Genomic DNA, 16,023 nt, shown 5'->3' on the forward strand with positions numbered 1-16,023 from the left:
CGAAACAGCCGAATTCAGACGAGTTCACCCAGCAGGCCACGCAATGCGACGTCGAGGGCGTCAGTGTCACGCGCGAACCTGGCCGAGACGAGAACATGGTTGTCCGCCAAGCGTTGCCAGACCAGACCGGCGACCGAAACCTCGGTCACGGTCATCGTGAACGGGCGCGCCTTGCGGCCGAACGAGGCCTCCAGCTCGCGCACCACCGGGCCGACGTTCGCGCCACGCGGCAGGTGGTTCATCCGGTGGCCGCGCAGGTGTTTCGCCGCGGGCTCGGTGAAGACCTCGACGGCGTGCATCAGCGCGGCCCGTTCGGTGGGCACCGGGGTCAGCGCGCGGCGTTTGCGCGGATCACGCTCGCCGCGCGCGGCGACGAACGCGAGCACATCGGTCCACCAGCCTGGCCATTCCCGTTGGACGGCCGCTCGGTCGACGCCTTCCGGCACGGAGACGGGGACGGGCGGGTCGACCGCGGGCAGGTCGTCGTCGATCGACAACGCCAGCGCGTCGCGCAGGTAGAGGGCGACGTCGACCGCGAGGTCGTCAACCCAGGTGAACCGCCACGACTCACTGCCTGCCACGTACACGCGAGCAGGATAGCGACTTCAGGCCTCGCGAAGTTGTTGCCAAATCAGGAAATATGCCCGGTGCACGACATGCGCGACCCGGCTCTGCGCCGGCGTCGCGCCGAACGAGGCGAACGAACGCCACCAGCCCGCGCGTTCCAGCGCGAACGGCGCGAGCTCCTGGCGTGAGCTGCCCGGCATGCCGAGCTGTGCGCCGATGTCGGCGTTGCTGCCGACGCGCAGCACCTCTTCGGACAGGTCTTCCGGCATGTCGACGGCGCCGGACGCGACCAGCGTCAGCGCTTCGAGCAGGCGCAGCTGGTGGGCTTCCGGCTTGGCGAGCAGCACCTCGATGGCGTCGTGCACGCGCTGGCGGTCGCCGGGGTCACCGGACGCGTGCGCGAGCGCGGTGACCGAGGCCAGCGCGGCGGCCGCCTTGATGCCGTCGGCGCGCGCGGCGAAGACCAGGTTGAGCCGGTGGCGGACGGCGGCGAGGCCGGAGGCGTCGAGCAGGCTGCGCCGCAACGCGCCCGCGGTGATCTCCGGTTCCTTGCGTATCGCCTCGACGGCGTGCCGGATGCCGAACAGGTCCAGCTTCTCCAGCAGCCGCAGCCGGGTGCCGGACGGGACGTCGCACTCCCAGCTGGTGAAGATGTCGGCCGAGATCAGCATGGTCTCGAGGATGTCGTCGTCCAGCGCGGAGAGCTGGCGCAGCGCTTCGGCGTCGGCGGAGGTGAAGCCGCCGGACTCGGCCGACTCGGCGAGCAGGCCGATCACCGGGAGCACGTCGGCGACGCGGGGCTTGAGCGTCGCGGCCTGCTTCTCCGCGAGCATGGTCGCGGCCTTCCAGACGTCGCCGTCGGCGCCGGAGACCGACTCGGGCGCGATGGTGTCGGCCTTGTTGAGCACCGCGATCGCGTTGACCGGACCGGCCTCTCGGCTCGCGGTGGCGGCGGTGAACGCGGCCAGCGCCTGCTGGTCGTCGGCGCGGACGCCCTGGGTCACCACGTACAGGACGGCCTCGGCGCCCGCGACCGCGTTGCGCGAGGTGTCGTCGAGGTCGTCCGAGCCTTCCTCGTCGTCATCGTCCTTGCGGTGCTTCGCGGCGCCGAGCAGCTCCTCGGTGCGCGAGACCGACGCGGCGTCGAGCGAGCCGAGACCCGGCGTGTCGATCACGGTCATGCCCTGGAGCACGGCGTTGGTCAGGTAGGCCTCGATATGCGAGACCTCCTCGATGTTGACGCCCAGCTCGGCGGGGATGGCGCCGTCGGCGGCGAACGGCAGCACCTGCTTGCGGCCGTCGGTGAAGACGACCTCGACCCGGTCGACCGTGCCGTACTGGAACCGGGTGACCAGCCGGGTGCACTCGCCGACGTCGGTCGGCGCGACCCGGCGCCCGATCAGCGCGTTGACCAGCGTGGACTTACCGGACTTGATGCGACCGGCGACGGCGACCTGCAGCGGCGCGCCGAGCCGCCGGAGCACTTCGGCGAAGCCGGCGGCGGTGCGCGCGGAGACTTGGGGCTGCAGCCGGTGGCAGAGGTTGGCGACAGACATCGACAGCGGTCCGGCCAGCCGCCCCTCCGGTGCCGTCACGATCCGCCCCCTACTTGTTCTGTTGGGGGAATCCTAGAGGTCATCCTGCGGTCGCACCGAGGGTGCTACCGGCGGGCGACGCGCGGGAGCCGGTCCGCGACCTACTGTGGTGGAGTGCGACGACTGAGCCTCTGGATGCGAGCTCGCCCGATGGTGGGCGACTCCTTGATCGCGGTGCTGCTCAGCGTCATGACGTTACCGATACTGGCCATCGACGTGACTTCGGAGGACCCGACGGTCCTGCACCCGTACCTGGCCGTACCGATGTCGATCATCGCGGTGGCCCCGCTGGTGTTCCGGCGCAAGTACCCGCTCGCCTCGGCGTACGCGGTGCTGCTGCTGAGCATCCCGGACTCGCTCATCGGGATCGGCATCGGCAGTTCGTTCGGCACGGGCATCGCCGTCTACTCGGTGCTGGTCTACACGGGGCGACGGCACGGCGCGCTGTACGTGGCGGCGGTCGTGCTGGTCAGCGGGGTGCAGCTGGCGCTGGAACCGATGCCGGACAAGGGCATCTGGGCCTTCGTGATCGCGGTCTGCCTGGCGCTGTGCTGGGTGCTCGGCGAGTTCGTCGGCGCGCGGCACGCCTACCAGCGAGAAGTGGAGGCTCGGTTGCATCTGCTGGAGAACGAACGAGACCAGGCGACCAAGCTGGCCGTCGGCGAGGAGCGCGGCCGTATCGCCCGCGAGCTGCACGACGTCGTCGCGCACGCGGTGAGCGTGATGGTCGTGCAGGCCGACGGCGCTTCGTACGCGATCAAGTCCAACCCCGAGCTGGCGGGCCGCGCGCTCGCCACGATCTCCGACACCGGCCGCGGCGCGCTCGCCGAGCTGCGGCGGCTGCTGGACGTGCTGCGCAACGAGGACGGCGACGCCGAACCCCGCGTCCCGCAGCCCAACGCCGAGGCGCTGGTCGAGCTGACCGAGCGCGTCCGCGCGTCCGGACTGCCGGTCGACATGGAGCTCGGTGAGCTCGGCGAACTGCCGGCGGGCATCTCGCTCGGGGTGTACCGCATCGTGCAGGAGTCATTGACCAACGCCTTGAAGCACGCCGGCCGTGGCGCACGGGCGTGCGTGAAGGTCGAACGAAAAGGAGACCTGGTGACGGTCGAAGTCACCGACGACGGCGCGGGCGTACTCGCGCCGGTCGGCGGACGGCCGGTGACCGGCGGCGGCAACGGCCTGATCGGCATGCGCGAGCGCGCCCACGTCTTCGGCGGCACCCTCGACGTCGGCCCGGCGCCGGGCGGTGGCTGGCGCGTGTTCGCCAAGCTGCCCGTTAGGTTGACGTCGTGATCAAGGTGGTGGTCGTCGACGACCAGGAACTGATGCGGGTCGGCTTCCGGATGGTGCTCGGCGCGCAGGAGGACATCGACGTCGTCGGCGAGGCCGGCGACGGCGCCCAGGCGATCAAGCTCGCCGAGCAGCTCCGGCCCGACGTGGTACTGATGGACGTCCGCATGCCGGTGCTCGACGGCGTCGAAGCGACCAAGGCGATCGTCGCAGCGGGCACGGCCCGCGTGCTCGTGATGACCACGTTCGACCTGGACGAGTACGTGTACTCGGCACTCCAGGGCGGCGCCAGCGGCTTCCTGCTCAAGGACACCCAGCCCTCACACCTCGTGTCGGCACTGCGCGCGGTCGCGGCGGGCGACGCGGTCGTCTCGCCGAGCGTGACCCGGCGCCTGCTGGACCGGTTCGTCGGCACGGCGAGCAGCGCGATGCGGGACGTGGCCGTGCTCGACGTGCTGACCGACCGCGAGCGCGAGGTCTTCGTGCTGATCGCGAAGGGCATGTCGAACGTGGAGATCGCGGAGTCGCTGTTCCTCTCGGAGGCGACCGTGAAGACCCACGTCGGGCGGATCCTCTCGAAGCTGGAACTGCGGGACCGGGTGCAGGCCGTCGTACTGGCCTACGAAACCGGCCTCGCGCGACCCGGCCTGACCTGACCGGCCTGCGGACTGGAATTTCCCGAAAATGATAGTTTCCCACTCGGGGAAATTAGCGTATTCGGGAAATTTTTCTTGTTGAGAGAACTTGCCTGTGTCACCATCGTCTGGTGGAGACTGGTGAGACCAAGGTGCTTGAGCAGGGCATTCACGCTCTGCAGCTACTGCTGGGCGAGCAGTGGACGCTAGAGCTGCCCTCCGTTACCGACATCAAAGCCGCTGACGACGCGTTCGATGCCCACGTCCGGATCGCGCCTCCCGGCAGCGGCGATCCGCGCGTCGAGCTGCTGGTCCAAGTACGGGAGAACCTCACTCCCCGCGACGCGCTCGCACACCTCGCACCCGTGGCAGGCGTTCTACGTCGAACACAGGCTCAGACACCACTGCTGGTGTTGTCGTCGTGGTTGAGCCCCCGAACTCGGCAGGTCTTGACCGACAAGGGAATCGGCTACCTCGATCTCACTGGCAACGCCGAGCTTTCGGTGTCGCGCCCGGCGATACGCCTTCTCACGCACGGCGCCGACAAGGCTCCGAACAAGCCGGTTACGCAGGCCAGAAACGTCACACTGAAGGGCTCGCGTGCGGGCCGGGTCGTGCGCTTTTTAGCCGACTTCGCACCGCCTTATCAGGGAAAACAGATAGCGGAAGCCGCGGCGGTAGGCGCTCCTTGGGTGTCGAAGCTGCTCGGCCAGCTGGAGAGCGAACTCCTCGTCCGACGTGACGGCCGGACTGTGGCCGAGGTCGACTGGCCCGAATTGCTCCGCGCACGGGCACGGAGCTACGACCTGCTGAAGCACAACGCGCCCACCGGATTGGTCGCGCCACAGGGCATCGACGCCGTGCTGGAGAAGATCCGGACCTCGTCGCGGCACCGCATCGCGATCACCGGTCCGTTCGCCGCGCGCGCGGTCGCACCGCTCACGACAGGCGGGCAGCTGATGGCCTACGTCGACGACGTGGACGCGTGGGTGGACGAACTCGGTTTGCTGCGGGTCGACGAGAACGCCGATGTTCTTCTCCTGCGCGCGCACGACGACGTGGTCTTCGAGCGAACAAGGGTGATCGACGGCATCACCCACGTCGCGTTGACGCAACTGGTTCTCGATGGGCTCGCCGGTCCCGGCCGTATGCCCGCCGAAGCGGAGGCAGTGCTTGAGCGGCTGGTCGAGAGCGAAGCGGAATGGCGGCGACCGTGGATGTCACCCGATCGATGACAGGCCTAGTCCACTAGGCTGTTCTGAGTGTCCAGAAGACCCGAAGGCATCGGCGCCGAACATCTGACGGTCGTCGCTCGGCGCGTGCTGCTCGATGGGCTCTGTGCACTCAAAGCCCATCTCGGCGCGATCACCGTGGTCGGCGCGCAAGCGGTTCACCTGCGTACGTCGCATATCGAACTCGCGTCTGGTGCGTACACCTCCGATGGCGACTTGGCGCTCGATCCCGAACGGCTGGTCGACGAGCCGTTGCTGGAAGAAGCGCTTCGCCTGGCCGGATTCGAACTCATCGCGGGCAACCAGCCGGGCCTGTGGTCACGACCGGAGATCGTCGATGGCATCGAGACTCGGGTCGAACTGGATCTGCTGGTCGGCAGCACGCTCGCCGCGGGCGGTCGCGGCGCCCGGCTCAGGCCTCACGACAAGATGAGCGCTCGAAAGGTGCCAGGACTGGAAACGGCCGTCGTCGACCGGTCCCCGCTGACGATCACCTCGCTCGAAACCGGGGATGACCGCTCGATGACCGTGCACGTAGCGGGTCCGGCCTCTCTCTTCGTAGCGAAAGCGCACAAGCTCAAAGATCGCTTCGATGATCAGGCGACCAGGCCCGATCGCCTTTCCGCGAAGGACGCGGGCGACGTCTACCGGCTGATGGCAGGCACCAAACCGGCGGACGTCGCCGCGAACTTCGGAACGCTGCTTGCCGATCCCCGAGTCGGCGACGTGACCGCGACCGGCCTTCAGTACCTGCGACGGCAGTTCGGCGGTACGAATACTCCGGGAGTCCGCTTGGCCGTCGAGGCTTTGGCGGGCACCGTGCCGGAGACGAGAATCCGCGCGCTGGTACCCGCATACATCGGGGTGCTGCCCCACGTCTAGAGGCGGGCTTGTTCCTTGCGGCCGGCGAGGACGGCGCCGAAGTCGGGGCGGGTGCCGTCGACGTCGGTGAAGCCGTATTCGTGCATCAGCGTCCACGAGGCGACCGTCTTGCCCGCGTACCGGGCGATGTCGGGGTCCTGGACGAGGGCGGCGACGCCGCGTCCGAGGTAGGTCGGGGTCTCGGACCACTCGAAGTCGGCGGGCGCGGTCTTGCCGGGGGCGTCGCGCCAGTTCTCTTCGGTGACCTGGAAATGGTCGAGCATGGCCTCCGAGCGGAGGAAGCCCGGCGTGACGGCCATGCCGACGCAACCCTGCTCGCCGAGCAGGACGCCGAGTGAACGGCCGAGTGCGCGGATTCCGCACTTGACCAGGTGATACGGGACGCCGGCTCCGACGTAGTCGTCGACGTCGCCGTCCGTGACCTCGATGACGATGCCGCCCTTCTTGCGCAGGATGAGGGGAAGCATGCGGTGCAGGGCGATCAGGTGGGTGTCGAGTGAGTTGTGCACCAGGTTGAGCGCCATGTCCAAATCGGACTCCCAGAACGGGGTCCACATCTGGGCCATGTGGTCGCCACCCCAGACGTCGTTCACCAGGATGTCGAGCTGACCGTCTACTTCGGACTCGATGCGCTCGCGCAGCGCGTCCACATCGGACACCGAGGTGAAGTCGCAGCGGACCGGGATGCCGCGGCCGCCTGCCGCGTCGACCAGGTCGGCCGTGTCTTCGATGGTTTCGGGCCGGTTGAGCGGGGATTTCTCGGTGCGGGTCGTGCGGCCGGTGACGAAGACCGTCATGCCGAGACGGCCGAGTTCGACGGCGATCGCGCGGCCGCAACCACGCGTCGAGCCGGTGACCAGTGCGACCTTGTTCATTTCATCCACCCCATCAGTACCGCGTCGATGTCCTGCTCCAACCGGTCGGCCAGCTTTCCCTTCGGCCGGATGGACCAGTCGATCGACACTCCGTTGATCACGTCCAGCAGCGTGCGCGCGGCCCGCGCGGGGCCGGGCGCGCCGGGTAGTTCCTTCAGCGCCAGGCGCACCAGGCGGCGCAGTTCGGTCTCGACCGCGGTGAAGTGCTCGCCGAGCAATGCGCGGCGGACCGGGTCGACGATGTCCATGCCCAGCAGGCCGAGGTGGTTCGCGGCCGTTTCCGCGTCGCCGAGACCGACGTAGACGCTCACCGCCGCCGCCCGTAGTCCATCCAAAGGACTACCCGCCCCGGCGCTCGCCGTGCGCATCGACTCGACCGCGCTGCGTGTCGCTTCGACGCACAACGCCTGGAGCAGACCGTCCTTCGAACCGAACCGTTTCGCCACCGAGCCGACCGCCACGCCGGCCTCCGCGGCGACCTGGGCCAGGGTGAATCCCGGCCCGTGCCGCCCGGTCACGGTCGACGCGGCGGTCAGCAGACGTTCGTCACTGATGCTGCGCGGCCGGACCATGCCGTTATTGAACCACGGTTCATTAACGGCGGCAACAAGGGTCTATTCAGGGTCGACTCAGGGTCATTCCCGATCGCGCCCGCCCGCGAACCCGGCCAAGCTACGTCTCAGGTCGGGTACGAGGTTCGGTCTCCAGGATGACGCGACGGGATGGCTCGGTCCGACAAACTGTTTTCAGTCGGGGGACGACGAGGGCGACGCGGGACTAACGCCTTTAAAGCGGTTCAGCCGCATCGGAGGAGAAGACATGATCGAGGCAGTGGGCCTCACCAAGCGATACGGCAAGACGCTGGCGGTCAACAACCTGTCGTTCAGCGTCCCGGCCGGTGAAGTGACCGGGTTTCTCGGCCCCAACGGCGCCGGGAAGTCGACCACCATGCGGATGATCCTGGGGCTGGACAACCCCACCTCGGGTCAGGTCCGCATCGGCGGCAAGCTCTACCACGAACTCAAGCACCCGCTGCGCTCGGTCGGCGCGCTGCTCGACGCGAAATGGGTGCACCCCAACCGCTCGGCGCGCGCCCACCTGATGTGGATGGCGAAGTCGAACAAGATCCCGGCCCGCCGCGTCGACGAGGTGCTCGAGACGGTCGGCCTCAGCGCGGTCGCGAACAAGCGCGCCGGCGGGTTCTCCCTCGGCATGTCGCAGCGGCTGGGGATCGCCGCGGCGCTGCTGGGCGACCCGGAGGTGCTGCTGTTCGACGAGCCGGTGAACGGCCTCGACCCGGAGGGCATCCTCTGGATCCGCAAGTTCATGCACCGCTTGGCGGACGAAGGCCGCACGGTCTTCGTTTCGAGCCACCTGCTCTCGGAGATGGCGCTGACCGCGTCTCAGCTGATCGTGATCGGCAAGGGGCAGCTGATCTCGCAGAGCTCGACCGAGGAATTCGTCGCCCGCGCGTCGGAGAACACCGTCAAGGTGCGCTCGCCGCAGCTCCCGCAGCTGCGCCAGGCGCTCGCAGGCGCCAGTGCGTCCATTGTGGACGAGCCGTCCGCGCTCATCGTGTCCGGTTTGGACAGTGCGAAGATCGGCGAGCTGGCCGCGAACAACGGACTCGTGCTGCACGAGCTGAGCCCGCAGACCGGCTCGCTGGAGCAGGCCTTCATGCAGATCACCGGTGACTCCGTCGAGTACCACACCGGCCTCGAAAACGTCGCGTGACGGGAAAGACGAACCCATGACTCTGCTCGCTGTAGAACGCATCAAACTGTTCACCACTCGCTCGCCGTGGTGGTGCGCGCTGGCCGCGCTGGCCGTCACCATCGGCTTCTCCGCGCTCATCACCGGCACCGCGGACACCGGTGAGCTCATCACCGTCTCCAGCGCCGAATTCGGCTACACCTTCGGCATGGCCGTGATCGTGGTGCTCGCCGCGCTGGCGGTCACCACCGAATACCGCTTCAACACGATCAAGACCACCTTCCAGGCGGTGCCGAACCGCGGCGCTGCACTGCTCGCCAAGGCCGGCGTGGTCGGCGGACTCGCCTTCGTCATCGGTGAGCTCGCCGGGTTCGGCTCCTGGGGACTGGCGAAGCTGCTCAAGCCGAGCGGCGACCTCGCGCTGAACAGCACGGCCGACTGGATCAACGTCGCGGGCATCGGCGTGGTGTACGCCATCGCCGCGGTGATCGCGCTGTCGGTCGGCATCCTGATCCGCCACAGTGCCGGCGCCATCTCGCTGGTGCTGATCTACAACCTCGCGGTGGAGCAGCTGGTCCCGCTGATCCCCAAGGTCGGCAACAAGATCCACGAGTGGATGCCGTTCAACGTGGCGCACAAGTTCCTCACCGGCACCGGTGAGTCGAACGGCAGCCGGGGTGGGGAAATGGGCCCGCCGCTGTCGGACTCGCCGCTGAGCCCCGGCTGGGCGCTGGCGTACTTCGCCGGGATCGCGCTGGTGCTGCTGACCATCTCGATCGTCGTCGCCAAGCGGCGCGACGCGTAAGACACCACAGGGGAAAACCCGGCATCGCACTTGGGGAAGTGCCGCCGGGGTGGGGTAGGGGAAAAGGTCCGGGTCGCCGATCGGGGGGCGACCCGGACCTTTCCCGTTTTCCGCTGGCAGTATGGAAGGCGGAGGTTCGGATGATCGAGGCGGCAAGGCTGACCAAGCGCTACGGCGACGTGCTCGCGGTGGACGACCTCTCGTTCACGGTGAGCCCCGGCCGGGTGACCGGCTTCCTGGGCCCGAACGGGGCAGGGAAGTCCACCACCATGCGGATGATCCTGGGGGTGGACGCCCCCAGCGAAGGCCACGTCGAGATCGACGGCAGGCCGTACCGCGAGCTCGACCATCCTTTGCGGACGGTCGGCGCCCTGCTCGACGCCTCGGCCAGGCATCCGGGGCGCACCGCGCGCGATCATCTGCGCTGGCTGGCCGCGACCAACGACTTGCCGGTCAAGCGGGTCGACGAGGTGCTCGCCATGGTCGGCCTCACCTCGGTCGCCAAGAAGCGGGCGGGCCAGTACTCGCTCGGCATGCTGCAACGCCTCGGCATCGCGGGCGCGCTGCTCGGCGACCCGCGTGTGCTGCTGTTCGACGAGCCGGTCAACGGGCTCGACCCCGAGGGCATCGCCTGGATCCGGCAGCTGATGCACGCGCTCGCCGCCGAGGGCCGCACGATCTTCGTCTCCAGCCACCTGCTGCCGGAGATGGCGCAGACCGCGCAGGACCTGGTCGTGATCGGCAAGGGCAAGCTGATCTACCAGGGCACCACCGAGGAGTTCATCGCACGCGCGACCGACAACGCCGTGCGCGTGCGCAGCCCGCACCTGCCGGAACTGCGCGAGGCGCTGACCGCGCGTGGCGCGAACTTCCGCGAGGAGGGCGGCGCGCTGCTGGTGTCCGATATGGACAGTGACGCGATCGGCGAGCTCGCGTTCCGCGCGGGCGCGACCCTGCACGAACTCAGCCCGGCACGCGGCTCGCTCGAGACGGCGTTCCTGCAACTGACCGGCGAAGCGGTCGAGTATCACGCCACGGAGGCCACCCGATGAGCGCGCTGACCGCGGAACGCATCAAGCTCACCAGCACCAGGGCGCCCTGGGTCTGCACCGGCATCGCGGTGGTCGCCGCGCTCGGCTTCTCTGTCGCGTTCTTCGGCCTCGGTGGCCCGGAGATCCAGGCGACGGTGTCGAACACGCAGGTCACCGCCTCCTTCGGGCGCACGGTCATGCTCGTGCTCGCGGTGATCGCGGCGGCGAGCGAGTACAACTGGGGCACCATGCGGCTGACCTTCCAAGCCGTGCCGAGCCGGACGCCGGCGCTGCTCGCCAAGGGCCTCGTCATCGCCATCTGGAGCGCCGTCGTCGGCCTGGTGGTCGGCTTCGGCTGCTGGCTGGTCGGCGTGCTGCTCAAGCCGGACGCCGACCTCGCGCTGCACACCGTGGCCGACTGGCGCGCCGTCGCGGGCCAGGCCCTGATCTTCGCGCTCACCGCGCTGCTCGGCGTCGGCGCCGGACTGCTGCTGCGCAACACGGCCGCCGCGCTCGCCGTGGTGCTGGTGTGGACCCAGCTGCTCGAAGGCCTGATCATGCTGATCCCGACCGTCGGGCCCGCCATCTACAAGTGGATGCCGTTCTTCGCCGCCCAGCAGTTCATCGGCGGTGACCTGACGAACTCGCAATTGCGTATTGGCAACTTGCCAATGAATGCAGTGGCCTACGGCGCTTATTTCGCCGCCATCTGCCTGGCGGTCTTCGCGGCCGGCGTGTTTTTGAACAAGCGAAAAGACGTCTGAAATAGATCAACTCGACACGCTGTGTCCTCTATCGCACCCTGATGGATTAAGACCACGTTAAAACCCTGTGCGATCAGTCACAGGGCGAGAAGTCAGGCGTTCTACCAGGCATTATTCAAAGTGTCCCGTCACAGTTTCCACTACGGAGGTGACCTTTGACGGTGGATGCCGGCCAAGGTGTTGAGAGAGCTGTTCCCGCCCCTCGCTTGGAGCCGATGCTCGGCCTCGAGTGGTCGCAAGCCATCGAACTTCCCCGCGTCGCGTCAACCGCGACGATGCCGTCGGAAATCCGGCGCGCCTGGGTGCACCGCGCACCCGAGGACCATGTGATCGCGCTTTTCCGCGCTTCGAGCCTCGGCCACGGCCCGGTGCCCGCGCCGTGGTGGTTGCGCGCGGTGGCCGAAGGCCGCCTGGAATCCCGCGAAATCGGGTTTCGCATCGAAGACCGCATCGCGCAGTTGCTGATGCGCAGGCCCGGCTGGGAATTCGTGCCGTGGGCCGCGGACGGTGAATCCGGTTATTGGGAATTCATGCCGTCCGAGAACGGCAAGTCGGGGCACACCGTGCCCACCACCGTGTTGAACACCGATCGGCACGACGGCTGGATCGACGTATTGCCCGCGCACAGCGGCAGTACCCCGCAACCGATCGCGGTACGAGGGCCCGGTGGCCTTCGCTCGCGGCTGGGGGAGTTCGAAGCAGTCCGCTGACCAGCCGTTAGGTTGGTCGGGTGAAGAACGAAGGGCAGCCACGCCTGCGCAGCGTGGTCAGCTATGTGCAGCGCGGCGGCCGGATGACCGTCGGGCAGCAGCGCGCATGGGAGCAGCACTGGCCGAAACTCGGCCGCAAGGTCCGTGACCTGGAACCGGGTCCCGTCGATTTCGACGCCTGGTTCGGTCGTCAAGCGCCAGTGCTGCTGGAGATCGGGTCCGGCATGGGCGAGACGACGTCTCAGCTCGCGGCCGCCGCTCCGGAACTCAACTACGTGGCCGCCGAGGTCTACGAAGCCGGTTTGGGCCAGCTGATGCTGCGCGCGGAGAACCTCGGCATCGAGAACCTCAGGCTGATCAACGGCGACGCCGTCGTGCTGCTGACGAACCACGTCGCCCCGGATTCGCTGTCCGGCGTGCGGATCTTCTTCCCCGACCCGTGGCCGAAGAAGAAGCACCACAAGCGCCGCCTGATCCAGCCCGAGTTCCTCGCGCTGGTGGCCTCGCGGCTCGAGCCGGGTGGCACCGTCCACATGGCGACCGACTGGGAGCACTACGCCGAGCAGATGCTCGAAGTGGCCAACGGCGAGCCCGCGCTGCGGAACCGGTACGCCGACGAGCCCGGCGGCTGGGCCCCGAGGCCCGAATGGCGCCCGATCACCAAGTTCGAGAACCGCGCCCACGACGAGGGCCGGGAGTGCCACGACTTGATCTTCGAAAAGAAATAGCGGGCTTTATCCCACCACCCAAGTGGGATAAAGCCCGCTATATCCCGGGGTTCACCCTCCCCCCGACGAGAAGGTGAACCCCGGCGGTTACTCGTCCGCCAGCGGTTCCGCGCGGACCCGCTTGAGCGCGGGCGTGCAGACCGAAGCGGCGAGCAGGGCGACCCCGACGCCCAGCACGATGGGTGCGGCGAGCCACGGGCTCAGCACCACCGGTCCCTCATTGGCCAGGCTGAACAGCCCGACCCCGACGAGCGTGCCGATCACCCCGGCGCCGATCGTCGCGACCATGGCAGGCAGCGCGGCCTCCATCCGCAGCGCCCTCGACAGGACACTGACGGGGGTGCCCGCCGCGATGAGCGCGCCGAAGGTGCGCCTGCGGTCCATCACCGAGCCGGCGGTGGCCACCGCGGCACTGGCACCGGCCAGCATCGCGGCCACGATCAGGCCGATCACGGTCACCCGGCGCAGGTCGTCGAGCTCGGTCTGCTGCCGGTCGAGCTTGCCCTCACGGCTGTCCACCTGCGTGCCACCAGCGGCGCCCGCCAGCGCCGTGCGGACGACCTCGCGGTTGCCCGTTCCCGGCACCGCGACCGTGACCTGCGAGTACTGACCGAGCGGCAGGTCCTTCGGCACGAGAGCCGGGTCGATGATCAGCGACTGCCACATGTTGGTGTCGGTGGCGGTCACCGTCTTGGCCGTCGCAGCTGCCGCGAACGGCACGCCCTGCTTCTCCGGGTCGCCCGAGACCTTGGCGTTCTCGACCTTCGCCGGATAAGTGCTGAACAGGCCCGCGGAACCGTCGCAGCCGCCCTGCACCTTGAACCGGGTGAGCTCCTCGATCCGGGCGCACTCGATCACGAGCGCGGACCGCTTCGTGCCGTCCGCGGTGGCCACGTAAACCAGCGGCACCGCGACCGCACGTTCGGACTGGCCGTATTTCACCAGCGCGGCGTTGGTCTTCTCGACGATCTGCGAGGCCTCGTCCGGGTTCACGTCGACGTAGAGCACCGAGTCCTGGAACGACCGCCCGCCGCCTGCCAGCGACTCGAAGCTCGGCAGCAGCGTCAGCGCCATCGATCCGGTGAACACGGCGAGCACCACCCCTGCGGATGCCCGATACGCGCCCTTCGGATCGTCACGCAGCCGCCGCCCGGCGAGCAGGCTCGACGGTTTGCGCCAGCCCCGCACGAACGTCCCGCCGACCCCGGAGGTGACCCATGGCCCGACCAGAGCCGCCGAGCCGACCAGCAAGGCCAGTCCGAGGAAGATGAACTCCGGGCCGCCCGCGTCCTTCGCCGTGATGATGGCGATCAGGAAGACCGCGCCCGCCGCGGGCAGCGCGAGCAAACGCCACCAGTGCAATGGTTTGCGAGCGTGTGAGGCGGCCGCGCCGATCGGTGTCGACAGCACCCGGCGCATGCTGATCACGGCGGCCAGCAGCACCAGCGAGACCAGGCCCGCGATCAAGGCCACGGTCACCCCGATCGGCAGGCTGAAGTCGCTCGCCTGCCAGGTTCCGCCATCCCAGGGCACGAAGGTCGCGAGTCCATGCAAGGCGGGACTGAGCAGCAGGCCGAGCGCGGCACCGCCGAGCGCGGACAACGCCATCTCGGCCGCGACGATCTTGGTGACCTGGCCCGGTGTGGCGCCAGCCAGCCGGAAGGCCGCGAGCCGCTGCTCACGCCTGGCCGCGGTCAGCCGGGTGGACGAACCGACCAGCACCAGGCTCGGCACCATCAGCACGATCACGCCGACACCGGCGAGCAGGGTCAGCATCGGGTCGGCCGACGCCGCGCCGTGCTTGAAACCCGCCACCGCGGTCGCCGACTTCGGCATGGTGTCCGGCGTGTGCCCGACCAGCGCGACGAGCTGTTCCGGGAAGCGCAGCGCCTCGTCGCCGAGCGCGCCGGCCAGCTGCGGGCCGAAGCGGTCACCCAGCTGGGACAGCGGCAGGTCGTGGATCAGCCTGCCCAGTCCCGGCGAAACGATCGTCTCGCCCGGCGCGGGGAACTTGGGCACACCTGGCGGAAGGTCGACAGTGGTCCAGCCGTCTTTGAGCGCTACGTCCACACGCACGAACTTCTTGCCGTTGACGTAGTCGACGCTCTTCGCGAACAGCAGGTGCCCCTCGGTCGTGCTCGCCGAGCCGTAGTCCTTCTCCTGCCAGACCGCACGGGTGTCGCGGGCCTTCGTCGCGAAAGGGAGGGCCACCAGCAGGAGCACCAGCGCCGTCGCGATGGCGACACCGACCGCGGTGAGGATCGCGGACGTCCTGGTGCGGCGGTCGACGCGCAGCACGCGCATCGCGAGTTGGAACGAATTCATGCCGGGACCCTCGTGGCGATCAGGCCGTCCCTGATGGCGACGGTGCGCGGCATCGACTCGGCGATCTCGCGGTCGTGCGTGACGACGATGACCGCGGCGCCCGAGTCGGCGGCGGCGACGAGCAGCGCGTCCATGGTGGCGCGGCCGGTGCGGGTGTCGAGCGCGCCGGTCGGCTCGTCGGCGAAGATCACCTTCGGCCGGTGCGTCAGCGCGCGGGCGATGGCGACGCGCTGCGCCTCGCCGCCGGAGAGCTCACCGGGGCGGCGGCCTTCCTTGCCGCGCAGCCCCAATCGGGTGAGCCATTCCCTGGCGCCGGAAATGGCCTCCTTGCGCGAGGTTCCGCCGAGCAGCCTCGGCAGCGCCACGTTCTCTTCGGCGGTCAGCTCGGAAACGAGCATGCCGGACTGGAAGACGAAGCCGAACTCACTGCGCCGCAATTCACTGCGCTTCTTCTCACCGAGCTGGTCGATCCGTTGGCCGGCAAGGTAGATCTCGCCCGCGTCGGCCTTGATGATGCCCGCGAGCACGTGCAGCAGAGAGGTCTTGCCCGAGCCGGACGGGCCGACGATGGCGACCGCGTCGCCCGGTGCGATGTCGATGTCGATACCGGCGAGCGCGTGCTGGTCGCCGTACCGCTTCACCAGCCCACGTCCGGAAAGCACCGGCGCACTGTCCGTCCGAAAAGGACTTTGTGGCTCCACCACGTTCTCCTCGCTTGGTGCGGAAACTGACTGGCGAAAGCCTCTCGAAGATCGGCACCTGTCCACTTCGGGCAGACGGCCAGGCCTCGGCCGCCGTAGATCGGCCGATCGGCCGAGTCAGAACGAGCCGTCCGGCCAAGGTGCGCGAATGGAGTAGTCGACTACCT

General features: G+C 68.6%; 16 protein-coding genes. 10 read left to right on the forward strand and 6 right to left on the reverse strand.

Annotated elements, in window-relative coordinates:
• Window positions 1–14: 14 nt before the first annotated feature.
• Window positions 15–587, reverse strand: a complete 573-nt coding sequence (locus BLV57_RS12205; protein WP_091288744.1) for a hypothetical protein — start codon at window positions 585–587, stop codon at window positions 15–17.
• An 18-nt stretch (window positions 588–605) separates the two neighbouring features.
• Entirely contained in the window at window positions 606–2,123 is a 1,518-nt protein-coding gene (locus BLV57_RS12210; RefSeq protein ID WP_245757306.1) for a dynamin family protein, read from the reverse strand.
• Between the two features lie 174 nt (window positions 2,124–2,297).
• Here BLV57_RS12210 and BLV57_RS12215 point away from each other — a divergent pair, with 174 nt between their 5' ends.
• The 4 genes from BLV57_RS12215 (at window position 2,298) to BLV57_RS12230 (ending at window position 6,204) form a co-directional block, all read left to right on the forward strand.
• Window positions 2,298–3,458, forward strand: coding sequence for a sensor histidine kinase (locus tag BLV57_RS12215; protein ID WP_425425987.1), 1,161 nt, complete (start codon window positions 2,298–2,300; stop codon window positions 3,456–3,458).
• Window positions 3,455–4,111: a response regulator gene (locus BLV57_RS12220; RefSeq protein WP_091288747.1), complete on the forward strand. Its 657-nt coding sequence runs from the start codon at window positions 3,455–3,457 to the stop codon at window positions 4,109–4,111. The genes BLV57_RS12215 and BLV57_RS12220 overlap by 4 nt, the downstream gene beginning before the upstream one ends.
• 110 nt (window positions 4,112–4,221) lie before the next feature.
• Window positions 4,222–5,325: a hypothetical protein gene (locus BLV57_RS12225; RefSeq protein ID WP_143047037.1), complete on the forward strand. Its 1,104-nt coding sequence runs from the start codon at window positions 4,222–4,224 to the stop codon at window positions 5,323–5,325.
• 27 nt (window positions 5,326–5,352) lie between these two features.
• Window positions 5,353–6,204, forward strand: coding sequence for a hypothetical protein (locus BLV57_RS12230; protein ID WP_091288749.1), 852 nt, complete (start codon window positions 5,353–5,355; stop codon window positions 6,202–6,204).
• On the opposite strand, the gene BLV57_RS12235 is transcribed toward BLV57_RS12230, so the two are convergent.
• Window positions 6,201–7,079: an SDR family NAD(P)-dependent oxidoreductase gene (locus BLV57_RS12235; protein WP_091288750.1), complete on the reverse strand. Its 879-nt coding sequence runs from the start codon at window positions 7,077–7,079 to the stop codon at window positions 6,201–6,203. The genes BLV57_RS12230 and BLV57_RS12235 overlap by 4 nt on opposite strands.
• Window positions 7,076–7,651: a TetR/AcrR family transcriptional regulator gene (locus BLV57_RS12240; RefSeq protein WP_091288751.1), complete on the reverse strand. Its 576-nt coding sequence runs from the start codon at window positions 7,649–7,651 to the stop codon at window positions 7,076–7,078. Before BLV57_RS12240 ends, BLV57_RS12235 begins: the two co-directional genes overlap by 4 nt.
• Window positions 7,652–7,898: 247 nt before the next feature.
• On the opposite strand from BLV57_RS12240, the gene BLV57_RS12245 reads away from it, so the two are divergent.
• From BLV57_RS12245 to trmB, 6 genes are all read left to right on the forward strand, one after another.
• Complete coding sequence (locus BLV57_RS12245) at window positions 7,899–8,813, forward strand: ABC transporter ATP-binding protein (protein ID WP_091288752.1); 915 nt, start codon at window positions 7,899–7,901, stop codon at window positions 8,811–8,813.
• A gap of 16 nt (window positions 8,814–8,829) precedes the next feature.
• Entirely contained in the window at window positions 8,830–9,597 is a 768-nt protein-coding gene (locus tag BLV57_RS12250; protein WP_091288753.1) for an ABC transporter permease, read from the forward strand.
• 140 nt (window positions 9,598–9,737) lie between these two features.
• Window positions 9,738–10,649 (forward strand): ABC transporter ATP-binding protein, encoded by a 912-nt coding sequence (locus tag BLV57_RS12255; RefSeq protein ID WP_091288754.1) that lies wholly within the window; start codon window positions 9,738–9,740, stop codon window positions 10,647–10,649.
• A complete protein-coding gene (locus BLV57_RS12260; RefSeq protein ID WP_091288755.1) occupies window positions 10,646–11,392 on the forward strand; it encodes a hypothetical protein in 747 nt (248 codons plus the stop codon). The genes BLV57_RS12255 and BLV57_RS12260 overlap by 4 nt, the downstream gene beginning before the upstream one ends.
• Window positions 11,393–11,607: 215 nt before the next feature.
• Window positions 11,608–12,102 carry a hypothetical protein gene (locus tag BLV57_RS12265; protein ID WP_176968573.1) on the forward strand — a complete coding sequence of 165 codons (495 nt, stop codon included), beginning with the start codon at window positions 11,608–11,610 and terminating at the stop codon, window positions 12,100–12,102.
• A 20-nt stretch (window positions 12,103–12,122) separates the two neighbouring features.
• The gene (trmB, locus tag BLV57_RS12270; protein ID WP_091288757.1) at window positions 12,123–12,830 is read left to right on the forward strand and encodes a tRNA (guanosine(46)-N7)-methyltransferase TrmB; all 708 of its coding nucleotides are present in this window, start codon (window positions 12,123–12,125) and stop codon (window positions 12,828–12,830) included.
• Window positions 12,831–12,917: 87 nt separating this feature from the next.
• On the opposite strand, the gene BLV57_RS12275 is transcribed toward trmB, so the two are convergent.
• Window positions 12,918–15,155 carry an FtsX-like permease family protein gene (locus BLV57_RS12275; RefSeq protein ID WP_091288758.1) on the reverse strand — a complete coding sequence of 746 codons (2,238 nt, stop codon included), beginning with the start codon at window positions 15,153–15,155 and terminating at the stop codon, window positions 12,918–12,920.
• A complete protein-coding gene (locus tag BLV57_RS12280) occupies window positions 15,152–15,817 on the reverse strand; it encodes an ABC transporter ATP-binding protein (protein WP_425425983.1) in 666 nt (221 codons plus the stop codon). The genes BLV57_RS12275 and BLV57_RS12280 overlap by 4 nt, the downstream gene beginning before the upstream one ends.
• Window positions 15,818–16,023: the final 206 nt, after the last annotated feature.

Source organism: Amycolatopsis xylanica (genome assembly GCF_900107045.1).
GTDB lineage: Bacteria > Actinomycetota > Actinomycetes > Mycobacteriales > Pseudonocardiaceae > Amycolatopsis > Amycolatopsis xylanica.